Origin of the sequence: Thermosediminibacter oceani DSM 16646 (assembly GCF_000144645.1) — a bacterium.
GTDB lineage: Bacteria > Bacillota > Thermosediminibacteria > Thermosediminibacterales > Thermosediminibacteraceae > Thermosediminibacter > Thermosediminibacter oceani.
In genome coordinates this window covers 959450-980955 of record NC_014377.1, presented here as the reverse complement: position 1 = coordinate 980955, position 21506 = coordinate 959450, and the positions used below count along the sequence as shown (strand labels likewise).

The following is a 21506-nucleotide window of genomic DNA, read 5'->3' as shown; positions in this document are numbered from 1 at the left end:
ATCCTCCTTATGAAAATAATTTTGAAAGTTTCGCCCCAATCATGCCAACGGCGTTTTTCTCGCTGGCATATCGGGAATAAGCGTCATTATTTTTGTGGTCTGAAGGTTTATAACTATTATTCAGTTTTTGGCTATCTAAAATCTTTTTAAATGCCTCTATTTTGGGTTTTAATTCATCAATAGAATTAACAACAAAGAAATCCTTAAAATCTTCAAGCCCATGTTCTTTTAAAATTAATTCCACTTCTTTTTGGAAAAGTGCCTTTTCTCTTTCCTCTAGTGCCTTTTCTGCATCGGATTTTTCAACTGGCTTATATTTCGAGAGTTTTTCCACTTGTGCCTTATATTGATTTTTTTCAGTAATTACTTCATCAAACTTGCTTTTCGGTATCCATTGCCCATTGCTTACTATATCAATTTTGTGATCACCTACCTTTGCCATTACCTGATTAAATAATTCTTCGCCAAGTAATTCTTTTAGTTCCATAATGCCTCTCCTTTCTGCTAACCTTTTTTACGGGTTGGCTCCCGCAAGCAGAAATTTTTAAACTTCTCTAGAAAACTTACCTTTTGCTTTGATTGGCTTATTATTACAAATCCCAGAAAACACGAAATATAAATCCCCTGTGCCTTCTGGGACAACATAGTCATAGAAATATTTACCAACGTCTAATTTATTAGAAGAATCAATTGTTATATTTTCTATCTCTTGTCCTTGTTCATCTAATATTTGTAAGTTTATATTAGAAGGATCAATTTTTTCATTCTCGAAATTCCGAAACTCCACATAAAGCCTTATTGTATCTCCTACAAGTGCCATTACTCTATCCACCACGCTTTCGAAAGGTTTTCCAGTTTTCCTGTTCTGGAAAGGTTTTCAATCGTACCTGCATGACTTAAATTTTCAAAATAAAATACCCTTGCTTTTCCTCCCGAAAATAGCAAAGGTAATTTTGCAAAAATACTTGAAAATATATGTTTTATATATGCAATATTTACTTTATTTGATTTTATTTTTCTTTCTATCTTCCCATTAATAGGCAAAATGTATGAAGTTAAATCAACCTTCCTTGAAATTACTGTTCTTACTTGCTTTTCTACACTGGAATAAATTGGTTTTATGAAACTTGATATATATTTTTTAGTGCTTTTACTAGTACTTGAGTAAAATTTATTAATAAAACTTTGTCCTGTTTTATTACCTTTTATTAATTTCGAAGTATCACTTGAAATTGTTTCGATAAAACTTGTAATAGTTATATTCCCACTTTTCCCCGGCACTCCAAAAATCCGCAGATACGGGTAATCGCCATTTATGCCCCATACATTTGCAAAATCCCAATTCACGTAAGTGCTTTGGTTTTTCATTTCAGCGGTTGTTTTTCCTATACCGCCAGCGGAAATGGTCTGACCGCTAGTTTCGATGTCCCAGTATGAATCAAAGACGGGTGGCGTAACGGTGTATGATCCTACTAAACCGCCATTATAATTGTTCGGATCAGGTGTTACTGTCACTAATCCGGTAGAATAGCACTTTTCTACCACTGCATTTGCACTTACACCATGTCCTAGAAGTCCTCCTACCCTGCCTTTCCCTGTGACACTAGCGCGAGAAAAACAATTGCGAATAATACCAATATTAAACCAACCTACAATACCGCCTATCCCATATTGTCCTATTATACTGCCTTTGGTATAGCAATTTTGGACTGTACCATTGTATAAATACCCTACAATGCCACCAACATAGTTTACTGCGTTGCCTGTTATGTTGCAATTTTCTAACCCTAAGTTTTGCACTATACCACCATTATTGATATATCCAAAAAGTCCAACGTTAGCGGCAGAAACGTTAATTGTTAGGTTTAAAATTTTGTACCCTTTACCGTCGAAGTGTCCAGTGAAAGGACTTGAAGAAGTGCCAATCGGCGTAAAATTACCGAAACCAGCCATATCAAGGTCATTGGCCAATTCGTAATATGCACTTAAATTATTTCGTACTGCGTTTAAATCGGCAGGTGTCTGTATTCGATAAGGGTCTGTCTGTGTGCCGCTGCCAAGCATGTTTAATCACCGCCTTAAACTACCTGCGGCACTTGTATTTCATGGATAACTGTTAATTCGTCGTTCTCGTTTTCCATCGTAAACGGCGTGAAGGTTTCCACGCTAAAAGGATTTCCACCTGTGGCTACATTGTATATAGCACTAGAAGCAAAGGTTGTGGGTAGGGTAATATCTGCATCACTGCCTTTAACTATGATTTGTAATTTTAGGGTTTGATCTCCTGCATTATGCGTCCATGTTACTCTAGGATCAGCAGGAGAAAGCCTCAAAATAGGATTTCCTGCATCATCACGCAATTCTATGTATTGCCAGTTTGCTTGCATATAGTCCCTGATATTTTGATAACCCTCTGGTCTGATTTCAGCCATGTAAATCACCTCCAATTCAAATTTTTGAATTTTAAAAAAAATAAAAAAAGAGGCATGAAACCTCCTGATAAAAACACCAAGATTGTAAAAGTTTTTAGTGAATGAGTGGGCTGCAATTCTCCCTCATATATTTAAAAGACATTTTTTTTGAAAAAATTATCACTTTTTCCTGTAATTATCACATTTTTTACAAATACTTTGTAATCCATCTTTGTTTCTGCGGTCTGGACTAAAATATTTTCTAGTTGCCAGATACACTTTCCCACATTTAGAACAGGTTTTATACTTACCACGTGCTTTGATTATACCCCTCCATTAATATAATAGCAATTTTTTGAGCGTTTTTCCTCGATTTTCCTGCAATTATCCGAAAAAATAGAGGCTTAGAGCCTCTAACCCAATCTTGCTTCTAAGTATTTGTCTTGATAGTATATCTCCATTATTTCATTGATGTAAAAATTTACTAATTCAATCTTTTCTCTCGTCGTTGGTATTGTTTTTTGCAAGAGGAAATTCCCCATTTTTGCAAAGGTTTTTCCCCAGGCACCGGTGGGGAATTTTTATGTTAACTTAATTGCCTCATGAGTGATTGCCTCATCCGGTAGCTTTGACCATCAAAGATCAATAGGTAACTGTGGTGTATTAGCCGGTCAATCATTGCTGCTGTCATCTGCTCATCGTAGAAAATGCTCGCCCAGCGGCTGAATTCCAGGTTAGTGGTAATTACTACACTGCGACGTTCATAGCAGTCCGAAATCACCTGAAAAAGTAGCTGCGCTCCTTCGCGGTCCAAAGGAACATAGCCCCATTCGTCGCAGATCAGAAGATCTGGTTTGGAAAGCTGTTTCAGTAACCCGGAAAGTTCACCTCCCTTCCGGGCTTCCACCAGCCGGTTTACCAGCGCTGCAGTGCGGAAAAACTTTACGTTGTAGCCTTTTTTACAGGCCTCCACACCGATGGCGGTGGCAAGATGGGTTTTGCCGGTTCCCACGTTGCCGTAAAGGATCAGGTTTTTCTTTTCTTCGAGAAATTTGCAATCTTTTAGGTCCTGCGGTGTAAGCCCCTGCGGGAGTTTGATTTCATCGAATATGTAGCCGGCAAAGGTCTTTATCGTGTAAAAGCCCGCATTTTTCAAAAGCCTGTCCTTTCGGCTTGCGTCTCTGTGCTCCAGTTCTAATCTTAGCAGCTTCAGCAGGTATTCTTCATGGCTTTGAGCCTCGATCTTGTCGCAGTTTTCCACTAGATTGCGGCTGAGTTTTAATGCTTTACAGCAGGCGGCGATTTCGTCCTTCAGCATAAATTGGCACCGCCTTTCAGAAAGGCTTTGTCATAGTCTTCTGCATTGAAGCGGAATGCAGTGAGTTCAGGAACCCCTTCCGGAATCTTTACCGGCTCCAACTGCGGGGTTATACCCGTTATCCTGTTATGGATGGCTACGAGGCTGTCTAAATCCTGCACTCCGTAAAGGAGAGCCTCGGCTACAGCGTTCACAGCCTGTTCAAAACTGCTTTTGGTACAAAGCACAGCCAAAGCCTTGAGCGCTTTGCCGCGCTCACTTTTGCTTAAGCCGTCGAGGTATTCCCGGAGTGGGTCCGGCAGCATGCTGTATATTCCCGAATACTTAAGGGCTCCCGGACAGCGGGAAAGCTGGGTAAGATATGGCAGCCAGTCCATGCTTTCTTGCTTGTTGTCCCCGTAAAGCCGCCGGTGGCGCACGATTTCCCGGTGGCTCTCATCCAGCGGTATGACCTCATGGGCTGTTATCTTTACAAGCACCCGGCTGTTGGCGTATTTGGGGGCGGTAGAGTATAGGTGCTTTCCACCGTTCAAGCTGAATTTGGCGTAGGCGTTGGTTTTGACTGTTATGTAACCGGCTACCTCGTAAGGAACGGTAGGCAGCTCAAGCAGAGCCTTACGGTCTTCATTAAAAAGTTCGGCTATGGATGCCTCCTTCCGGTAGTGTTCGCGGTGCATGTCCCGGTCGCACAATCGTAAAAGTTCGCGGTTAAAATCCTCCAGCTTTTCAAACCTGGGGACCGGGACAAGGAAGTTGCGCCGGTGGTATCCCACCTTGTTTTCCACATTACCCTTTTCATGGCCGGAAGCAGGGTTACAGAATACCGCTTCAAAACCATAGTGCTGCTTGAACCTCAGGAAGGCGTCGGTTAGTTTGCGCTCTCCATTTTTCGAGAGTTTCACGATAGTGCTGGCGTTATCAAACCATAGCTTACGGGGTACTCCCCCCAAGTGTTCAAATATGTCCTTAAGTCCCTGAAACAGGCATTCCTGGTTTTCTCCCTTGAAAAGCTGGGTATATCCTACGTTACTGTAGGGAAACGACAGGTTCAGATAAAATCCGTGATGCAGCGTCCCGTTTTCGTAAAAGTCTGCCTCACCGAAATCCACCTGCGCTTCACCCGGGATATGTTCCAGCGGCAGACGACATGAGTTGTCCTGGTACAATTCTTTTTTTCTCATGGCTACGTAGCCTGCTACGGTGCGGTAAGAACAGTTAAACTTATCTTGGTATTTTTCACAGAGCCTGTCATAAATCCTTTTGGCGGTATGCCTCTGCTTTTTGCGAGCTTTTTTATCTTCTTCAAGCCACTGATCTATATCCGCCTTGAAAGGGTCGAGTTTTGGGAAGGTATGTTTAACTTCTTCAACTTTAACCCTGGTGTTCCAGTCTTCTTGATAAATATACTTGCGTATAGTTTTTCGGTCTTTTTGGAATTCCCGGGCTATCTCGCTGATATTTTGCCCTTTCATAAAGAACGCTTTTCTGATATTATCAATATGGGTCATTGTGAGCATCCTCCAATCCTCCCTTGCAGTTAAGATTTCCCTAACTACAAGGGTAAAGGTTTTTAGGGGTGCCTGCAATGACCTTTGCAAATTTGGGGATTTTTGAGTTGCAAAAGTGGGGATTTTATTTTGCAACTCTGTCCATTTTAATTATGCAATAAACATTGGTATTGTTTCTAAATACTCCAAAAACCTGTCCGACACTTCCCTACCACATACATTGTGGTATGTTTCTTTTAGTGCTTCGATCCGCCTTCCTAAAATTTTTCTTTCATCAAGTTCCAGCATAAGCATACCCTATACCTCCTATTGGTTTATTTTTTGGAAAAAGTATTCAATCCTATCATATAAAAAATCCCAAAATACAACCATTTCCTCACCGTTTTTATCAATGATTCTTTTCCCTGCTGGAAATAGCGGAAAATCCTCAACCTTAAATTGGGATAAATCGAAATTTTCTTCAAGCCACTGGAGGACTTTTGTTTCGCCGCTGATCACCCTAAATATTATCTTTTCGTCAAGCTTTAACATGGGCATACCTCCATACCTCCTGTTAGTTGGTTTTTTATCAAAGTAATCCATGCCAAAGCCACTTCTTTTGACGCAGGTTTTACACTACGATAATATTCCAATTTCTGGTAAGTTTCGAGTAAGACTTTCCTTGATGTTTTTTCGATCTTTTGAGCAACAGTCATGTAATTATCACGTAAAGCACTCGCCAAAAATCCTTCGAAGTTTCGTATTAGGTGGCTTTTGGCAAACATTTCCATGTAATTTAGTTTTTCAAGGATGTAATCATAAGAATATTTTTTTAAAAGAATAACAAATAATTTCCAATTCCTTCTTCCAGTGATAGCGTGAAACTTATCCACAAGGGTGTTTGTGTTATTTTTTTTATTTATCTCAGTATGATTCATATTAGTATGATTTGGTGGTAAATTTGTCCATTCAGTTTTTGTCATATTGTCCATTCTTGAATGGACATCGCTGTCCACTCTGGAGGTGAAAAATTCTTCATCTCTGGAATATGGCTTAAGTACATAGATGATATTAGGTCTGGAAAGTCCTTGTCGCTTTTCAAGAATTAGCCCATATTCCTTGAGTGCTTTCATGTATCTTACAACAGTTTTTATACTAATTTTCATAAAATTTGCAATTTCTTCTCTAGGGTAGATTATATACACGTTTCCGTTTTCGTCCGCCCACCCATTCTTTTTGGATAATTGCATCCTTTCCAACAAGACGGCGTACAGTAATTTAGCACCGTCAAGCAAATCACGATAATTTTCGCTCGTGAAAAGCGTTTTTGGAATTATCAAAAATTGCATATTGTCAATCTCATTTATCTTGTAAAAATTAGCCTCCTGCATTTTCCTTGCTCCCTTACACAAAATCCAATTTACTGAGGGGATTATATTTCTCGTTTTGCTCTTTTAAGGCCGTCCCCCATAAAGCAACGTAACGCATAGTCATCTCTATCTTGCTGTGCCCTAAAATTTTTTGTAGCGAAAACACATCCCCGCCATTCATTAGGAAGCGGTGAGCGAATGTGTGCCTAAATGTATGTGCGGAAAGCCGAACGTCTCGAAAATTCATTATCTCTTTTAACCTCTTAAACATACACTTAACTGCATCCGCAGTCATTGGTTCATTTTTGCTATTGACAAAAACATAATCGTTCAATTTACCAAAATATCGCTCACAAAATACCTTAAACTCCGCTAATTCTTTCACTAATTTTTCGGTTAGCGGAATACTTCTTTGGATACGTTTTTTCCCAAAAATTGTCATTACTTGATTTACAAAATCTATGTGTCGCCATTGAAGGTTTACAAGTTCGCCAAGTCTTATGCCTGTGCCTAATAGTGTTACAATGATGGTATAATCTCTATAAGCCCAAAACGCTTTATCTCTGGTTTTAAGCCTTCGGTAATAGGTAAGCATTTGCCTGATTTGATAGTCGGTAAATACTTCAATTTTTACATCCTCTTTTAAATAAGGAATTGGCTTCGCTGGATTGTTTTTTTCATCGTATATTTCGATTTCTTCTAGGTAGTTAAAGAAAATTTTCAGATTGCGTATTTTGTGATTTAGTGTTACTGGATTATTGCTTCGCTCATTTTGGCAGTGGATGAGGTAATTTTTTATAACTCTAGGTGTAATATCCGAAGTGTCTATTAGGTTATTGTCGGTGCAGTAATTGTGGAATTCTTTTAGCGTAATTTCGTAACCTTTCAAAGTCTCTGGTGATAAGTTTTTAAATTTGCGATCGTCAAGAAAATCCTGAATAGCGAATTTAAATAAAATAAAAACCACCTGCCTTCGATTGTCTTTTACACAACCGAAAGCAAGTGGCTTACCGTTCTGCCTGATAGGTTTTAAAAACCTACTTTATTTTCGTTGTCCTATTATTGCCTTCAAAGCCTTGATTTTATTGGTTTTGGTCTGAGTGGGGGGACTTGAACCCCCGACCTCTAGAACCCCATTCTAGCGCGCTACCAAGCTGCGCCACACCCAGACGCTGTTCATTTGACATTAATTATTATAAGACATAATACGGATATTTGCAACCCCTGTAAAATAAATTTTTTTATTTTTTCCCGACCAAAATATCTAGATCAACGGTTATTTCTGCTGAACTCATCTTTTCTAAAAATGCCTGAACCTTTTCCTCAGTAGCAGACCATGATAAAGGAGTCATGCGAATGAGTGGTGGAATCAGTGATTTACTTAGGGAGATGTTATGACTCAACCGAAACTTATCTACAGCCTCAAAACCGGTGTTAAATCTTTGAATTATCTTTTGATTGGAATAGCTTTGCTTTTGCGGTTCATCAAAGAAAATTTCCCTCAATTCTTTTAGATAATCACTTCGAGGGATCACTTTTATGAGGATACCTTTGTCGTTCAATAGTCTCCGGAATTCTCTATAATTTGCCGGCGACAGGATATTAAGGATCACATCAAATGTATTGCTCTTAAAAGGACTGTGAGCAAGATCTGCGACGCACCAAATAATGTTTGGATGATTTTTCGCCGCTACCAAAATACCTTCTTTGGCTATATCAATCCCCACTCCCAATACTTTAACGATTTTATGCTTGATACTGGCCAAATGCGAACCTTCTCCACATCCTGCATCCAGTATTTTCAGCGTTTCCTCATCTAAATGCATTTCATTTTTTATCAATTCGCTAATCATCTTGTGTAACGGTTCAAAAAATCCATTTTCAGCAATAATCTTACGTGATTCAAATAGTTCCTTATCGTATCTAGTCGTGAGAGGACGAGTTATCAAATTTACATATCCGTATTTTGCGATATCAAAAGTATGGTTGTTAGAGCAAACTAAACTTTTAAAGGCTACAATTCGCATAGGGGACGTACAGAGAGGGCATTGAAAAATCTCTTCAAATTCATTTATGAGTTTTGCACTTATCATTTTTTTGTTCATTTTGATAAAAAGCACCCCGATTTTTTCATACTTTAGGTAATAAAAAACCCATGCTTTTTTCTTTAGCGGAATTTAGCTACCCTAAAATAATTATAGCTTTTGAACGGATATTTTCCAAATTTGTGGCACAAATAAAAAAGGCCGGCTGTACCGGTCCTTTTATTGTAATCTAATGGAGGCTATAGTATTATACATATCAGGCTTCCGCTGCCTTCGTTTACTATACGCTGCAAAGTTTCCTGCAATTTGCTCTGAGCTGCTTCGGGCATGTGCAGAAGCTTATTTTGTATACCCTCCCTTACCAAATCTTGCAGCGATTTACCGAAAATGTTGGTCTGCCATATCTTCTCGGGGTCGTTTTCAAATTCACTCATTAGATAGCTTATGAGTTCTTCGCTCTGTTTTTCGGTTCCGATGATGGGCGAAATCTCCGTCTGAATGTCCGCCCTTATCATATGAATCGAAGGAGCGATAGCCCTAATCCTCACTCCGAACCGCGAACCCTGTCTTATGATCTCGGGCTCTTCCAGGGTCAGTTCGTCCAGCTGAGGCGGCACTATTCCATATCCCACTTTCTTCACATCATCGAGAGCCTTTGCCACTTTGTCGTATTCCTTTTTGGCCTTCGTCAAATCCTTCATCAGTGACATGAGGTGGTGGTCACCTTCAATAGTGAGGCCGGAAAGTTCGCTCAGCACCTTGTAGAACAAATCCTTCTTTGCTTCCAGGTTTAAATCTGCGGTGCCGGTGCCGAGGTTCATCTCCTTTATCTCGACTCTTTCCAAAAAATCGCTCGCCCCTAAATCTGTAACAATCCTTTCGATGTCCCTTACCCTATGTATGTCTTTTACAGTCTCTTTGACAGTTTTTTCAAATTGCTGCCTCAGCCAGTGTTCCTTCTCCAGAACTTCAACCCATTTCGGTATGTGAATGTTGATTTCCATGAGCGGGAATTCGTAGAGTATTTGCTCTAAAAGGGCGTAAATGTCCTTTTGGGTCATGGCCTGGCAGTCCAGCGGGAGTACCGGTACATCGTACTTGGACTCTAGTTCTTCTTTAAGTTCAAGGGTACTTTCACTTGAGGGATTTATAGAATTCAGAACTATTACAAAGGGTTTGCCTATGGCTTTTAATTCGTTTACTACCCTCTCTTCAGCATCCACATAGTTTTCCCTAGGAATGTCAGTTATGGTTCCGTCGGTAGTCACCACAACGCCAATGGTGGAGTGTTCCTCTATAACCTTGCGGGTCCCTATTTCGGCGGCTTCCTGGAAAGGAATTTCTTCATCGAACCATGGCGTTGATACCATTCTCGGGCCGTTTTCGTCCTCATATCCGAGCGCCCCTTTCACAGAAAATCCCACATTATCGACGAGGCGCACCCGGAACTTGATGTTGTCTTTAAAAGTTATTTCAACGGCCTGACTGGGAATAAATTTGGGCTCCGCCGTGGTTATTGTCCTCCCCGCTCCGCTCTGGGGAAGTTCGTCTTTCGCCCTGACTCTGGCGTTGGGATCCTGAATATTGGGAATAACAAGAAGTTCCATGAACTTTTTTACAAAAGTGGATTTGCCTGCTCTAACGGGGCCCACAACGCCTATGTAGATGTCTCCACCGGTTCTCTCTGCAATATCCTTAAATAAATCAAATTTCTCCATCGTTTTCCCCCCTTGTAAACTTACCTTCCCCCCTTCCCGTCCGAACTTATATGTCGAACTCTTCCCCGAGGAAGGGTAGTTTGTTCACTTTTGTGTTCAATAATATATATATGATGCCGTGTCCCGAATATTACTTAAAAAAATAAAAAAACGTGGACTTACCACGTTTCTAAATCAATCCATTCTATTTCTTTCTGAACTACTTCTTCCATTTCGTGCTTGCCTTTTCTCTTCATGAGAGCATTGACGGCGTCCAGGGGATTTTTCCCTTGGTAAAGGACGTCGTAGGCCTGTTCGGTTATGGGCATTTCAACTCCGTGCTGCCGCGCCAGGTCATAGGCAGCTTTGGTGGTATGTATGCCTTCTATGACCATATTAGTCGATGCCATCACCTCGGTGACGGATTTCCCTCGGCCAATCTCGATACCCGCCCTTCTGTTGCGGCTAAATAGGCTGTTGCAGGTCACTATAACATCGCCGATGCCCGACAGACCCGAAAAAGTTGCAGGATGGGCACCCATTTTGACTCCCAATCGGGTTATCTCTATTATACCCCTAGTGATAAGGGCCGCCCTGGTATTATCACCGAAGCCCAGCCCTTCAGCTATGCCCGCGCATATTGCGATTATGTTTTTCAGAGCCCCTCCCATTTCAACCCCTATTATGTCCGGATTTGTATAAACCCTGAAGTAGGAATTCATAAAAAGGTCCTGGATCCCTTCGGCTACTTCTTTTTTTTCCGCTGCAACAACCACAGCCGTAGGAAGGCGCCTCGCCACTTCTTCGGCATGGCTTGGTCCGGAGAGCACCGCTATATTCGGCCTGCGCTCCGGCGGCAGTTCCTCTTTCATCACCTGAGACATTCTGAGGAGAGTTCCTATTTCAATGCCTTTTGCAGCGCTCACGATGATGCTATCGCTTTTTATGTATTTCCCGACTTCTCGTATAATAGAGCGCATGGACTGTGAAGGGACCGCCATGACAACAAATTCAGCATCACAAAGGGCTTCTTGCAGGTCTGAAGTAACCAAAATTTTATCGGATATTCTGATCCCCGGAAGGTATGATCTGTTTTCGCGCCATCGCCTTATTTCTTCGGACAGCTGGGGTCTTCTCGCCCATAAGGTGACTCTTGACCCGTTATCAGCTAGAAGTTGGGCGATCGCGGTGCCCCAGCTACCGGCACCGATGACAGCTGATTTCATCGGAGATGACCCCCTCATTATTACCTTATTTTTTATTTCGGCCTTTGATTACCACAGGGGTGCCTTCCAGGCCAAATCGCTCTCTCAGTTTATTTTCCAAATACCTTACATAAGAGAAATGCAACAGTTCGGTATCGTTTACAGTAAGGACAAAAGTCGGGGGCTTTACGCCGATCTGGGCTACAGAATAAATTTTCAATCTCCGCCCTTTTATAGTGGGCGGTGCCAGCATAGCGGTGGCATCTTCCACCAGTTCATTGAGTACGCCTTTTTCTATCCTGAAGGTGTACTGGTCCATGACAAATCGTATCAGTTCCAGGACTTTGTTGACCCTCTTTTTTGTTTTCGCCGACACGAATACTATGGGGGCATACTGAATGAAAGCGAATTCCTTTCTTATGTTCTCAGTGTACCTGTAAATAGTTTTGTCGTCTTTTTCCACCAGGTCCCACTTATTGACGACTATGATAACGGCCTTCCCGGCTTCGTGGGCTATACCGGCTATTTTCTTATCCTGTTCCGATATCTCCTGGGTGGCATCCAGAACCACCAGCACTATATCCGCTCTTTCCACCGCACCGAGCGCCCTGATATTGCTGTAAAATTCTATATCTTCCTTAACCCTACTCTTTCGCCTCATGCCTGCGGTGTCTATCAGCACCATTTTCTGCCCCTCGTACTCAAAGGGCGTATCAATGGCGTCACGGGTGGTACCGGGAATGTCACTGACTATAACTCTCTCTTCGCCCAGAATGGCATTGACCAGTGAGGATTTTCCCACATTTGGTTTACCCACTACCGCTACCTTTATTACGCCTTCATCGTAGTCAGGCCCCTCGTCTTCATCGATAAAGCCCACTATTTGGTCCAGCAAATCTCCCACGTTGGAACCGTGGATTGCCGAAATAAAAACGGGTTCTCCGAGTCCCAGTTGATAAAACTCGTAAAGCTCGGGTTTTGCAGCGTAATCGTCAACTTTGTTTATTACCGGAATTATTGGCTTTCCGCTTTTTCGAAGGAGCGCAGCCACCTCCTTATCGGTGGGTAAAAGCCCCTCTTTTGAATCCAGCAGGAAAAGGATGAGATCGGAACTATCGATGGCAAATTCCACCTGGCGCCTTATGTGGCTCGTCATAACATCGGAGCCCTCAGGGTCGATACCGCCGGTGTCAACGAGGGTGAATTTCTTTCCCCTCCATTCCACCTGGCCGTAAATTCTATCCCGGGTTACTCCGGGCTTATCGTCAACGATGGAAATTCTTTTACCTATAATCCGATTAAACAACGTGGATTTTCCTACATTCGGCCTTCCAACTATGGCAACAGTAAAGCTCATAGTTTTACCCCCAAATTTATTCCCGTAAGTTTTTCGAGAAAGTCTTTTCCGTCTATACCGACGACAACCACCCAGGTGCCGAGACTTCGTTCTACATCGCGAACGGTAAAACCGTCCAGAAATACTTTTCTGTCCTTTAGCATTACTTCTGGTAAAAGCAGCGCATCTTTCTGTCCCAGGTCCTTTAACTGATCTATCAAATCTCTTCCCGTTATCAGTCCAGCAACGGTGACCGATTCTCCGAAAAAGTTATTTTTTATAGGACGTATTTCAAAATCCAGGTTCTTAATTTTGCGCAAAGGCAACAAGGCCTCCTGAAGGAACCTGAAAGCCGATACTCCGGTGGCTATCACCACCCGCCTACTTTTGGGCAGTTCGGTCGGAACCCTTTCAATGTACTCTTCGAGTTGTTTTTTTAATAAGGCCACCATACCCACGCCGTTTTCCCACTGGGGAAAATCTTCATAGGATTCAAAAGGCGGGAAATCTCTCTTTGCAATTTCGTAAAATTCGTCGGCCAAAAACACCAGGCGGGTACCGAAACGTCTCAGGTTTTCACGCTGCAAGGATTCTACACGGTCAATAATCTCTTCTGCCTCTTCGCGGGTAAATCGCCTGAGAGGGTATAGGCCATCGCGGTACTTCGTCACTCCCACAGGAACCACGGCTACCGATAGAACGGAAGGCTGTAGGGAAATCAGGTCATTTAAAGTGCGGTCAAGCACCTCTTTATCGTTTACTCCCGGGCACAGCACGATCTGGCAGTGAAAAAATATACCGTTTTCTTTTAAATATTTCAACGTCTCCATTATGTTAGCTGCAGCCGGGTTTTTGAGCATGAATTTCCTCACGGCTCCGGATGTGGCGTGGACGGATATATATAGCGGACTTAACTTCATTGAAACGATCCTGTTAAGGTCTTCGGTAGTCAGGTTGGTAAGCGTTATAAAAGTGCCTTCCAGGATGGACAGGCGGTAATCGTCATCCTTTACGTAAAGAGAAGGCCTGAGGCCCTCTGGCATCTGGTCTACGAAGCAGAAGATGCACCGGTTTTTGCAGCGCCTAATGCCGTCTATCAACGGATTTTCGAATTCGATTCCCAGGTCTTCATCAAAATCCTTTTCGACGGTCAGTATCCTTATCCTGCCTTCCTTTGACCTTACATGTAAACGCAATGTTTCGTCGGTGGAAAGAAATTTATAATCGAGTATATCCTTTAAGTTTTCGCCGTTTATCATCAGAATTTCATCGCCTTTTTTAAGGCCGGCTTCTTCTGCTAGGCTCCCCCGTTTTACCCTCTTTATTAAAGCTCTCTTCAACGTCGACTGCCCCTTTAAAAAAATAATAGCTACTTTTATTACCAGCTATCAATCAATTAATATTATTGCCCAAATGCGCGGGTAAGTCAAGTTTTTGTTTTGGTGTCTGCCCTTTTTTTGACATCTTGTACCAATTTTACAAAATCAAAGTATTTCTCCCGAATTCCCTCTATCGTGAGGGGCCTGCCCAGAGAAACAAGCCCTAAGCGTCGCGAAAGAATACCCCCAATTTTTGTCTTTAAGTTTACAAAGGGGAGGGTATCTATAAAAAGCAGATTCTCCGTGTTGACTCCGCTATGCTCGAGAAAACTTGCGATTGCTCTTTTGACCAGTTCTCGCTGGCTTGTCATACCTATTATAAAAACCTCATTTTCCTTTTCATCCTTGCCCATAAAAAAAGGATATCCTATTTCGCAGGAACTGGTTTTATCGTAACGGGGCAGCCTCTCGAATTCTTCGGCATCCGGCAACCTGTCCGAGGGAAGCATGCCGAGGTGTATGGCGGCGGCCACCACCGATGAGTGTGCGCTCCCGTAGCAGCAGTAAAAAATCTTCATTTTACCACCTTTTCACTCAGATTTTTCCTTTATCTCCTCAACGAAACGCTTTATACTTCGAAAACTTTTTTTAAGTCCCAAGATTAAAAAAGCGTTGCCAAGTGTTTTTAATTTAAGCCTGTGGACTAAAAAACATCCGATGGAATAAAAGACGTTGCCGTAAGGTAAGAGGTCGGCAAAAACCACCGAATTACTATTCATATCATAAATGCCGGCTATACCTTTCAGGGCCCTTTCGACAACTCTTCCTGCTTTTTTCGACCCCATTATGTAAACCCTGCGGCCTATGTTATCGGTCCCCATATAGTATATCCTGCCAAGTTCGCATTCCGGTAATTTTCCGAAAAACGGCAATTGAAGTATACTTTTAAGATCGAATTCCTCTATGAGTCCGAGATGTAAGGAAGCAGCCACCACCGCCAGATAGCTGCCCCAATAGCAGGAATATATTATTCTCAATACCATTCCCCCATCAGTGCCTTACAATAATATACGACCCGTTTTCCAGGTCGTGAACCACGCCTGAAAGGATCCTGGCAAGAAGTGCGGCTATCCTGTCCCTTTCTGCTTCATCCCTAGCGTAGAACACAGGGACGCCGGAAGCCGGCTGATCTTTGTTTAAAGTTACTACTGCAAGTATAACTTCTTTTACTCCTATATTTTCCACCCGATCACCTCAATCCGAAGCGCTTCGCCCGGCCTTTGATTTCAATGGTTTTCTCCTGGAGCTCTCCAGCACGGGCACCAATTTGACGGCTTCTATCAGGCTCTCCATATCCTTTTCCATTGGCACGATAACAAGCCCCACCCTCCCGGTTTTCAGATCGATCCTCACCAGCGGCATGAAGTCTACTTCGTCTACATCTCTTTTTACGCCCAGGAGCGCCGCAACATCGTGGGCTATCGCTTGCCTTTGTCCTATATTTGCCAGCGTTGCCCTTGCGTCGTCGTCTTTGGGCTCAATCATTACAGCAAGGCCTTTTTCTATGAAAATTTTTCTGGAGTCGGGATGACCGACGTTCATAACTTTGATGTTTTCTATGCACAAAATGGAACCCTGAAAATGGATCTTTGCGGGCCTCACCGTTGCAATGTCCTGGATTCGCTTCCTCCTGGTAAAGTAGCTCAATGATAAAATCAGCGCTACACCTATAAAAATACCCAATACTATGTTTTTAAAATATTCCACCACCGCACTGGTTATAAGAGCCGTGAGCATAGCCAGATAGTTCCTGGACTCGAAAGCTTTGGCTATATCTTCAACGTAAGCCGCCCCCCTGGGGACCAGCTCCGTATCTTCGATATTCTTAAGGCTCTCCCGTTCCATGTCCCTTATTTCTCTGAACTGCTGGGCGGCCAAGGCGAGGAAAGTAACAGCCGTATATTCCTTCGCGACCAGAGCCGGTATAGCCACAGCCCCCAGAAAGGCTGCTATAAACCCGAGGGCCAGGTGGACCATGTAGCCCTGGGGATAACTCGGATATTGTCTGTAGTCAACGCGCAGTAGGTACAGCCTGCCCAGGGTCCCCATAGCAAGACCTACGGATACCACCGCAAGATAGTCCTGCATACATCAGCCCTCGCTACCCGTCTGGTCGCCTTGGTTGCCGTTTTTCCCTTTTCTCTTGAAGCTTCCCAGGAAATTGGCAAACTCGGAGCCCATGAATCGCCTCAGTTTGCTTGAAAGTTCTTTCCTTCCACCGGTACTAATCAGCATGTAGGCTATAAAACCTATTGCGCAGAGTGCAATTATCCAGAAGATAGCCCTAACCGCACTGCCGCCCTCGCCGGGAACCCGGGTAGTGCCACCCGCTCCCGGTGCGCCCTTTTTCTGGTAATCGGAACCGTAAAGGGTAGTCGCTATGACGTCGGCAAGGATTTCCACCCCTTCCTGGGCTTTGTCCCTGTAATTGGTATAAGTGCCCGCCTCAACGAGTATCGTCCTCGGGAAAAGATCCTGATTGTAATTGCCTTTACCGTAAAAAATACCTTTGACCAGCCCCGGATATTTTTTATCGGCTAGGGCCTTTAACTGCCAGGCGAAATTATTGATAGACTCTATCTGCGGATTCTGCCGTCCTACAACAAGTTGAACTTTAGCTATGGACTTACCGTTTATTTGAGCGGCATACTCCTCAGCCGGTACCGCATCTCTGTGCACGTCTATGAGCGCATCTGGACCTTTCTTTAAAAGTTCCATGGCTGTACGGCGCGATCTCTGGTAAGCCGCCGCATCGTGCGGATCATGGGATTGATTGGAATGGATGACGGTTATGCCCCTTCGTTCAAGGGCTTCTTTTAAGGCTTCACCTACTTTAAAAATTCCTCCCTTGTAGGGTATGCTGGATTTGCCGTCTGTGGGTAAATAGGACTCATCACTGTGGGTATGGTATATTGCCACTAATCGCCTCCCTTGAAGCACCGATGTTTTTAAAGCGCTTCCATCCCCGACGTTCTGCAAAGCGCTTAAAGATTTTTCAATATCCACCTTTTCTTTAAACCGAGCGTAAGCTTTGTCACCTTCGACCTTAATAATTTCGTAAAGGTTATTATCCTCGTCCAAATACTCATCCCCTACGTTCACAACTCTCGCGGTACAGAATATCTTTTTATTGGTCTTTTCCTCATAAATAGTGAAGTACCCATTCTTTTTTTCTTCTTCTGCAAAAGAAATCCCGGAAAAAGCGATGCTAAAAACCATATATAATATTAAAAGCGCTGTCAGAACCCTACCTGTCCTCATTTTTTTCACCTTCTTCCCGTTTCTTTTCGGCTTTGGCTGTACCTCCCTGGAGCTTTTCTCTGGTCTCACCCACAAATTCGCAAAGGGCTACTCCTATAACTCCCGCGATCACCGCCGCGTCGAATACACCCGCACCCCCAATAGTGGTACCTATAGGCCTACCAGCCGCACCAAAGGCATAGATTATATCGGAAATTAAAATACCCATCACTCCCGCGATAAAAGCGCCGCGCCTTGACCGCCCGAAAATATAAGCTATTACGCCTGCAAGTAGAGAAAAAACTATAAGCGGATCTAAATAGGTAGTTTCCGGTTCTGCGGGCAGAAGCCTACCTCCGGCGTAAACAGCAAGCCCCGCTAATGCAGCGGCACTTATGGAGCGAACTTTTTCCTCCGCGCTATCAGCGGTAACGATGAGGTAAACAACAAGTGCAATTGGCACAAGGCCCCCACCGATATTTATAGATAACCCCCTGCCGAGAGGTATGTTGGGCAGGAAAGTACCGACTATCATTGCTCCTATGAAGATAAGGGCTGTTTTGTCCGACATGTGCATCCTATCCACAACTCTTTGCAAAAGCCCAAAGTATATTAATACAGCTAGTACAAGAAGTAGAGTTACCCCCACTGGCATAAAATTCACCCCGTATTGAAAATTTTTCTTTTTTATCTTTACCCGAGGCTTTATAATTTATTCGAAACAAAAAAAGCAGCCCCTTTTGGGCTGACTGGGATCAATTGTTGAGCTCTTTCTTTTCTCCGGTAACAACGTATATTATCCATTCTCCCAGATTCGTGGCGTGATCGGCGATACGCTCGAGAAACCTAGAGACGAATAAAAGCTGGGTGACCTGTGAGATCGTCCTTGGGTCCTCTATCATAATAACCAGAAGCTCCCTAAAAATTTGAGAGTAGAGTTTGTCAATCGCATCGTCGGTATCGCATACCCTCTGGGCCGCCTTTACATCCTGATTTATATACGCATCCAGTGCATTTCTAACCATTTCACGGGTGAGCTGAGCCATCCTGGGTATGTCGATGAGCGGCTTTATATACTGCTGGTCCAGTAATCTTATGGTAGTTTTAGCGATATCCACGGCGTTGTCAGACATTCTCTCCAAATCGGTGGCTATCTTTACTCCGGTGAAGATCACTCTAAGGTCCTTTGCCAGAGGATGCTGCGTGGCTATGAGTTTAACGCACTTGTCTTCTATCAGATGCTGCATTTTATCAACTATATTGTCATCTTCGATCACTTTTCTGGCTAGCTTTTCATCTTTTTTTACCAGCGATTCTACGGCGTTGTAAATCTGTTGTTCCACCATGCTGCCCATTTTTAGAATATCCTGCTGGAGTTCTTCTAGTTCTCTGTCGAAAGCAGGTCTCATCGTCGTCATTTTCTTTCCTCCTATTAACCAAAACGGCCTGTAATATATTCTTCGGTTTTTTTATTTTTTGGATTGTAAAAAAGCTCTTTTGTTAGTCCGAATTCCACCAGCTCACCACTTAAAAAGAAAGCTGTGAAATCGGATATCCTTCCCGCCTGCTGCATATTGTGGGTCACTATTACTATGGTATAATTCTCTTTTAGCTGCTCGATTAATTCCTCTACCTTCATCGTCGATATGGGATCTAATGCTGAACAGGGTTCATCCATCAAAACTACCTCGGGTTCCACCGCCAGCACCCTGGCTATACAAAGGCGCTGCTGCTGTCCTCCGGACAACCCTAGTGCTGAATCCTTAAGCCTATTTTTCACTTCATCCCAAAGGGCCGCCCCCCGCAGGCTTCGCTCCACTATTTCATCCAACCGGTTTTTGTCCCTTATACCGTGAATCCTGGGGCCGTAAGCCACATTGTCGTATATGGACATAGGAAACGGATTCGGTTTCTGAAATACCATGCCGACCCTCTTGCGAAGTTCTATCACATTCACATCCGAATCGTATACGTCCTTATCATCCAGATATACCTTGCCGGTTATACGAGTATTTTCAATAAGGTCGTTCATCCGGTTTAAAGACCTCAAAAAAGTCGATTTGCCGCATCCCGATGGTCCTATCAGGGCGGTCACCTTTTTTTCTTTTATTTCAATATTAATGTCTTTCAGCACCCGAAATTCGCCGTAGTAGATATTAAGATTTCTGGTATAAATTTTGTTTTTTATGGCAGGTCGCCTCCCCCTCAAGCTTTAAACTTATTTTAACCTTCATTTGTTAAAAAAATTTTGTCGTGCTGTTAAGTAATTGTAAAATAAAGTAACTTTACTTGGACCTTTTAAGCGTAAATATGAATTTACTGCCTTGGTTTACTCTGCTTTCGACCCTGATATCTCCGCCGAAAGCCCTGACTATGTGTTTTACTATGGCAAGACCGAGTCCGCTGCCGCCCATTTCCGGAGATCGGGCTTTGTCAACCCTGTAAAACCTCTCAAAGACTCTAGGCAGGTCTTCCTCCGGGATACCTATGCCAGTGTCGCATACTCTAAATTCTACCACATCCCCTTTTGGCTCAGCTTCAATCCAGACCCTGCCACCACTCTGGGTATATTTAATGGCATTGTCCAGGAGGTTGATAAAGACCTGCCTGAGCCAGTCCGGGTCGGCTTTCACTTTAGGGAGATCTTTGGGAATATCCGTGGAAAACTTTAAACCCTTTTCTTTCAACCGGTTTTCAAAAATAATTATCACTTCGTTTATCAATTCCGCCGCAGAAACGTCTTCAATCCTCAGCTTCAGCTGGTTTGTCTCTATCTTAGAAAGATCCATCAGATTGTTTATCAGTCTGTAAAGCCTTCCCGCCTCTGCATCTATTATGGATAAAAACCTTTTTGCAAGGCCGGGGTCCTTGTACGCGCCCTCGAGCAGGGTCTCCACAAAGCCTTTTATGGACGTAAGGGGAGTCCTCAATTCATGAGATACATTAGCTAGAAATTCGGAACGGAGCTTTTCGAGATGCTTTAACTCCGTAATGTCTCTCATCACAATGACGCTGCCCGAAATCCTCCCCGCCCTATCTTTGATTGGGGTTATATGAACTTTTAAAATCTGCTCCCGGGGCAGCAAAACTATTTCTTTAAAATAAGGAGAACCCTCTTTTAGAGTCTTTTTCACCGCTTCATCCAGTTGGTAATTGCGGATAATGCTGATCAGCTTTTTCCCGGCTGACTTTTCGGAGTCTGCTCCAACAAGTTTGCAGGCTGCTGGGTTGATGAGCATTACCCTTCGCTGGGCATCTACCACGATAATGCCATCGACTATGCCCGCCAGCAGGTCCTCCACTCCGGCCGTCTTTTCGTTTAATTCTTCAAGAGTAATTCTCAACTTTTTAGCCAGTAGATTTAATTCCTTGCTGAGCTGCCCTATTTCATCCAGGGAATTAACATGGACTGTCCTGGTAAAGTTACCTGCCGCAAAATTTCTGCTCACCTCAATCATGGTGGATATGGGTTTAATTATATGGGTATCGACTTTTTTCAACAGTAAAACGGATCTTAAAATACCAAAAAAGACCGTAAAGAAAAACAACAGGTTTATCCATAGTATTTTATTTACTTCATCCGGGGGCAGCCCTACCACAACAGCTCCGTGAATTTTATTTTCAAACAAAATAGGAACTGCTGCGGAAAACTGGCGGGAAATCAAGATTTGAAATGCGTTTTTGTCAACGTAATTTTTGCCCTTCAGGATGCCTTCGAGCGGTAAATCTCGCTCGCGAAATTCCCCCACCTCCGCTATTCTGTTCCCGAAGGTGTTTATAACGGTGATACTTTTGTAAAACTGCCGGGATAGGTCCTGCACTACGCGCCCGACTTCCTGATACTTACCGGCCGCCATAGGCGCTTTTACTTCCGAAGCGAAAAAAACTGCATCGGCTTCCAAATCGCGTTGTATGCTTTTTAAGTAAAGGTTTTGCAGGGAAGTAAACAGAATTAATAAAATAATATAAATTGTAACGGTCATAAAGTTACTTTTTCTGAAGTGATCTTTTAGCAAAA

24 protein-coding genes and 1 tRNA gene are annotated in these 21506 nt (G+C 43.1%); all 25 read right to left on the bottom strand.

Annotated features, from left to right (window positions below):
- Window positions 1–7 precede the first annotated feature (7 nt).
- Complete coding sequence (locus TOCE_RS12290) at window positions 8–487, bottom strand: hypothetical protein (RefSeq protein ID WP_013275793.1); 480 nt, start codon at window positions 485–487, stop codon at window positions 8–10.
- 57 nt (window positions 488–544) lie between these two features.
- Window positions 545–820 (bottom strand): hypothetical protein, encoded by a 276-nt coding sequence (locus tag TOCE_RS04930; RefSeq protein ID WP_013275792.1) that lies wholly within the window; start codon window positions 818–820, stop codon window positions 545–547.
- The gene (locus tag TOCE_RS04925) at window positions 820–2064 is read right to left on the bottom strand and encodes a GLUG motif-containing protein (protein ID WP_013275791.1); all 1245 of its coding nucleotides are present in this window, start codon (window positions 2062–2064) and stop codon (window positions 820–822) included. The genes TOCE_RS04930 and TOCE_RS04925 overlap by 1 nt, the downstream gene beginning before the upstream one ends.
- A 14-nt stretch (window positions 2065–2078) precedes the next feature.
- Window positions 2079–2432: a hypothetical protein gene (locus tag TOCE_RS04920; protein WP_013275790.1), complete on the bottom strand. Its 354-nt coding sequence runs from the start codon at window positions 2430–2432 to the stop codon at window positions 2079–2081.
- 565 nt (window positions 2433–2997) lie between these two features.
- Entirely contained in the window at window positions 2998–3729 is a 732-nt protein-coding gene (istB, locus tag TOCE_RS04915; protein ID WP_013275115.1) for an IS21-like element helper ATPase IstB, read from the bottom strand.
- Window positions 3723–5237: an IS21 family transposase gene (istA, locus tag TOCE_RS04910; RefSeq protein WP_083768520.1), complete on the bottom strand. Its 1515-nt coding sequence runs from the start codon at window positions 5235–5237 to the stop codon at window positions 3723–3725. Before istA ends, istB begins: the two co-directional genes overlap by 7 nt.
- A 150-nt stretch (window positions 5238–5387) precedes the next feature.
- Window positions 5388–5531 carry a hypothetical protein gene (locus TOCE_RS12285; protein ID WP_013275789.1) on the bottom strand — a complete coding sequence of 48 codons (144 nt, stop codon included), beginning with the start codon at window positions 5529–5531 and terminating at the stop codon, window positions 5388–5390.
- Between the two features lie 12 nt (window positions 5532–5543).
- On the bottom strand, window positions 5544–5768 hold the full coding sequence (locus TOCE_RS04905; protein ID WP_041423869.1) for a hypothetical protein: 225 nt from the start codon (window positions 5766–5768) through the stop codon (window positions 5544–5546).
- Complete coding sequence (locus TOCE_RS11650) at window positions 5762–6607, bottom strand: replication initiator protein A (protein WP_013275787.1); 846 nt, start codon at window positions 6605–6607, stop codon at window positions 5762–5764. The genes TOCE_RS04905 and TOCE_RS11650 overlap by 7 nt, the downstream gene beginning before the upstream one ends.
- Before the next feature lie 13 nt (window positions 6608–6620).
- Window positions 6621–7544 carry a tyrosine-type recombinase/integrase gene (locus TOCE_RS04895; protein ID WP_041424092.1) on the bottom strand — a complete coding sequence of 308 codons (924 nt, stop codon included), beginning with the start codon at window positions 7542–7544 and terminating at the stop codon, window positions 6621–6623.
- A 134-nt stretch (window positions 7545–7678) separates the two neighbouring features.
- A tRNA-Pro gene (locus TOCE_RS04890) sits at window positions 7679–7755 on the bottom strand.
- Between the two features lie 72 nt (window positions 7756–7827).
- On the bottom strand, window positions 7828–8691 hold the full coding sequence (locus TOCE_RS04885; protein ID WP_013275785.1) for a putative RNA methyltransferase: 864 nt from the start codon (window positions 8689–8691) through the stop codon (window positions 7828–7830).
- A 179-nt stretch (window positions 8692–8870) separates the two neighbouring features.
- A complete protein-coding gene (gene spoIVA, locus TOCE_RS04880) occupies window positions 8871–10349 on the bottom strand; it encodes a stage IV sporulation protein A (protein WP_013275784.1) in 1479 nt (492 codons plus the stop codon).
- Window positions 10350–10507: 158 nt separating this feature from the next.
- Window positions 10508–11554, bottom strand: a complete 1047-nt coding sequence (locus tag TOCE_RS04875) for an NAD(P)H-dependent glycerol-3-phosphate dehydrogenase (RefSeq protein ID WP_013275783.1) — start codon at window positions 11552–11554, stop codon at window positions 10508–10510.
- A gap of 25 nt (window positions 11555–11579) precedes the next feature.
- Entirely contained in the window at window positions 11580–12890 is a 1311-nt protein-coding gene (gene der, locus TOCE_RS04870) for a ribosome biogenesis GTPase Der (protein ID WP_013275782.1), read from the bottom strand.
- On the bottom strand, window positions 12887–14209 hold the full coding sequence (locus TOCE_RS04865; RefSeq protein ID WP_013275781.1) for a DUF512 domain-containing protein: 1323 nt from the start codon (window positions 14207–14209) through the stop codon (window positions 12887–12889). The genes der and TOCE_RS04865 overlap by 4 nt, the downstream gene beginning before the upstream one ends.
- 86 nt (window positions 14210–14295) lie before the next feature.
- Window positions 14296–14766, bottom strand: a complete 471-nt coding sequence (locus TOCE_RS04860; protein WP_013275780.1) for a DUF3189 family protein — start codon at window positions 14764–14766, stop codon at window positions 14296–14298.
- Between the two features lie 12 nt (window positions 14767–14778).
- Window positions 14779–15225 (bottom strand): DUF3189 family protein, encoded by a 447-nt coding sequence (locus TOCE_RS04855; RefSeq protein WP_013275779.1) that lies wholly within the window; start codon window positions 15223–15225, stop codon window positions 14779–14781.
- A gap of 13 nt (window positions 15226–15238) precedes the next feature.
- On the bottom strand, window positions 15239–15433 hold the full coding sequence (locus tag TOCE_RS04850; RefSeq protein WP_013275778.1) for a capping complex subunit for YIEGIA: 195 nt from the start codon (window positions 15431–15433) through the stop codon (window positions 15239–15241).
- 9 nt (window positions 15434–15442) lie between these two features.
- Window positions 15443–16336 carry a YIEGIA family protein gene (locus TOCE_RS04845; RefSeq protein ID WP_013275777.1) on the bottom strand — a complete coding sequence of 298 codons (894 nt, stop codon included), beginning with the start codon at window positions 16334–16336 and terminating at the stop codon, window positions 15443–15445.
- A gap of 3 nt (window positions 16337–16339) precedes the next feature.
- Window positions 16340–17509, bottom strand: a complete 1170-nt coding sequence (gene spoIIP, locus TOCE_RS04840; protein ID WP_013275776.1) for a stage II sporulation protein P — start codon at window positions 17507–17509, stop codon at window positions 16340–16342.
- Window positions 17496–18143, bottom strand: coding sequence for a DUF1614 domain-containing protein (locus tag TOCE_RS04835; RefSeq protein WP_013275775.1), 648 nt, complete (start codon window positions 18141–18143; stop codon window positions 17496–17498). Before TOCE_RS04835 ends, spoIIP begins: the two co-directional genes overlap by 14 nt.
- 100 nt (window positions 18144–18243) lie before the next feature.
- Complete coding sequence (gene phoU / locus TOCE_RS04830; protein ID WP_013275774.1) at window positions 18244–18906, bottom strand: phosphate signaling complex protein PhoU; 663 nt, start codon at window positions 18904–18906, stop codon at window positions 18244–18246.
- A gap of 14 nt (window positions 18907–18920) precedes the next feature.
- Window positions 18921–19676, bottom strand: coding sequence for a phosphate ABC transporter ATP-binding protein PstB (gene pstB, locus TOCE_RS04825; RefSeq protein WP_041424089.1), 756 nt, complete (start codon window positions 19674–19676; stop codon window positions 18921–18923).
- A 97-nt stretch (window positions 19677–19773) separates the two neighbouring features.
- On the bottom strand, window positions 19774–21504 hold the full coding sequence (gene pnpS / locus TOCE_RS04820) for a two-component system histidine kinase PnpS (RefSeq protein WP_013275772.1): 1731 nt from the start codon (window positions 21502–21504) through the stop codon (window positions 19774–19776).
- Window positions 21505–21506 lie beyond the last annotated feature (2 nt).

What these genes read in the sequence shown, in the direction of transcription:
- TOCE_RS04920 (WP_013275790.1), bottom strand. Translation starts at nt 2,432, where the DNA reads ATGGCTGAAATCAGACCAGAGGGTTATCAAAATATCAGGGACTATATG.
- der (WP_013275782.1), bottom strand. Translation starts at nt 12,890, where the DNA reads ATGAGCTTTACTGTTGCCATAGTTGGAAGGCCGAATGTAGGAAAATCC.
- TOCE_RS04860 (WP_013275780.1), bottom strand. Translation starts at nt 14,766, where the DNA reads ATGAAGATTTTTTACTGCTGCTACGGGAGCGCACACTCATCGGTGGTG.
- TOCE_RS04875 (WP_013275783.1), bottom strand. Translation starts at nt 11,554, where the DNA reads ATGAAATCAGCTGTCATCGGTGCCGGTAGCTGGGGCACCGCGATCGCC.
- istA (WP_083768520.1), bottom strand. Translation starts at nt 5,237, where the DNA reads ATGACCCATATTGATAATATCAGAAAAGCGTTCTTTATGAAAGGGCAA.
- TOCE_RS04845 (WP_013275777.1), bottom strand. Translation starts at nt 16,336, where the DNA reads ATGCAGGACTATCTTGCGGTGGTATCCGTAGGTCTTGCTATGGGGACC.
- TOCE_RS04905 (WP_041423869.1), bottom strand. Translation starts at nt 5,768, where the DNA reads ATGTTAAAGCTTGACGAAAAGATAATATTTAGGGTGATCAGCGGCGAA.
- TOCE_RS12290 (WP_013275793.1), bottom strand. Translation starts at nt 487, where the DNA reads ATGGAACTAAAAGAATTACTTGGCGAAGAATTATTTAATCAGGTAATG.
- spoIIP (WP_013275776.1), bottom strand. Translation starts at nt 17,509, where the DNA reads ATGAGGACAGGTAGGGTTCTGACAGCGCTTTTAATATTATATATGGTT.
- phoU (WP_013275774.1), bottom strand. Translation starts at nt 18,906, where the DNA reads ATGACGACGATGAGACCTGCTTTCGACAGAGAACTAGAAGAACTCCAG.
- TOCE_RS04885 (WP_013275785.1), bottom strand. Translation starts at nt 8,691, where the DNA reads ATGAACAAAAAAATGATAAGTGCAAAACTCATAAATGAATTTGAAGAG.
- TOCE_RS12285 (WP_013275789.1), bottom strand. Translation starts at nt 5,531, where the DNA reads ATGCTTATGCTGGAACTTGATGAAAGAAAAATTTTAGGAAGGCGGATC.
- TOCE_RS11650 (WP_013275787.1), bottom strand. Translation starts at nt 6,607, where the DNA reads ATGCAGGAGGCTAATTTTTACAAGATAAATGAGATTGACAATATGCAA.
- TOCE_RS04930 (WP_013275792.1), bottom strand. Translation starts at nt 820, where the DNA reads ATGGCACTTGTAGGAGATACAATAAGGCTTTATGTGGAGTTTCGGAAT.
- istB (WP_013275115.1), bottom strand. Translation starts at nt 3,729, where the DNA reads ATGCTGAAGGACGAAATCGCCGCCTGCTGTAAAGCATTAAAACTCAGC.
- spoIVA (WP_013275784.1), bottom strand. Translation starts at nt 10,349, where the DNA reads ATGGAGAAATTTGATTTATTTAAGGATATTGCAGAGAGAACCGGTGGA.
- TOCE_RS04925 (WP_013275791.1), bottom strand. Translation starts at nt 2,064, where the DNA reads ATGCTTGGCAGCGGCACACAGACAGACCCTTATCGAATACAGACACCT.
- TOCE_RS04835 (WP_013275775.1), bottom strand. Translation starts at nt 18,143, where the DNA reads ATGCCAGTGGGGGTAACTCTACTTCTTGTACTAGCTGTATTAATATAC.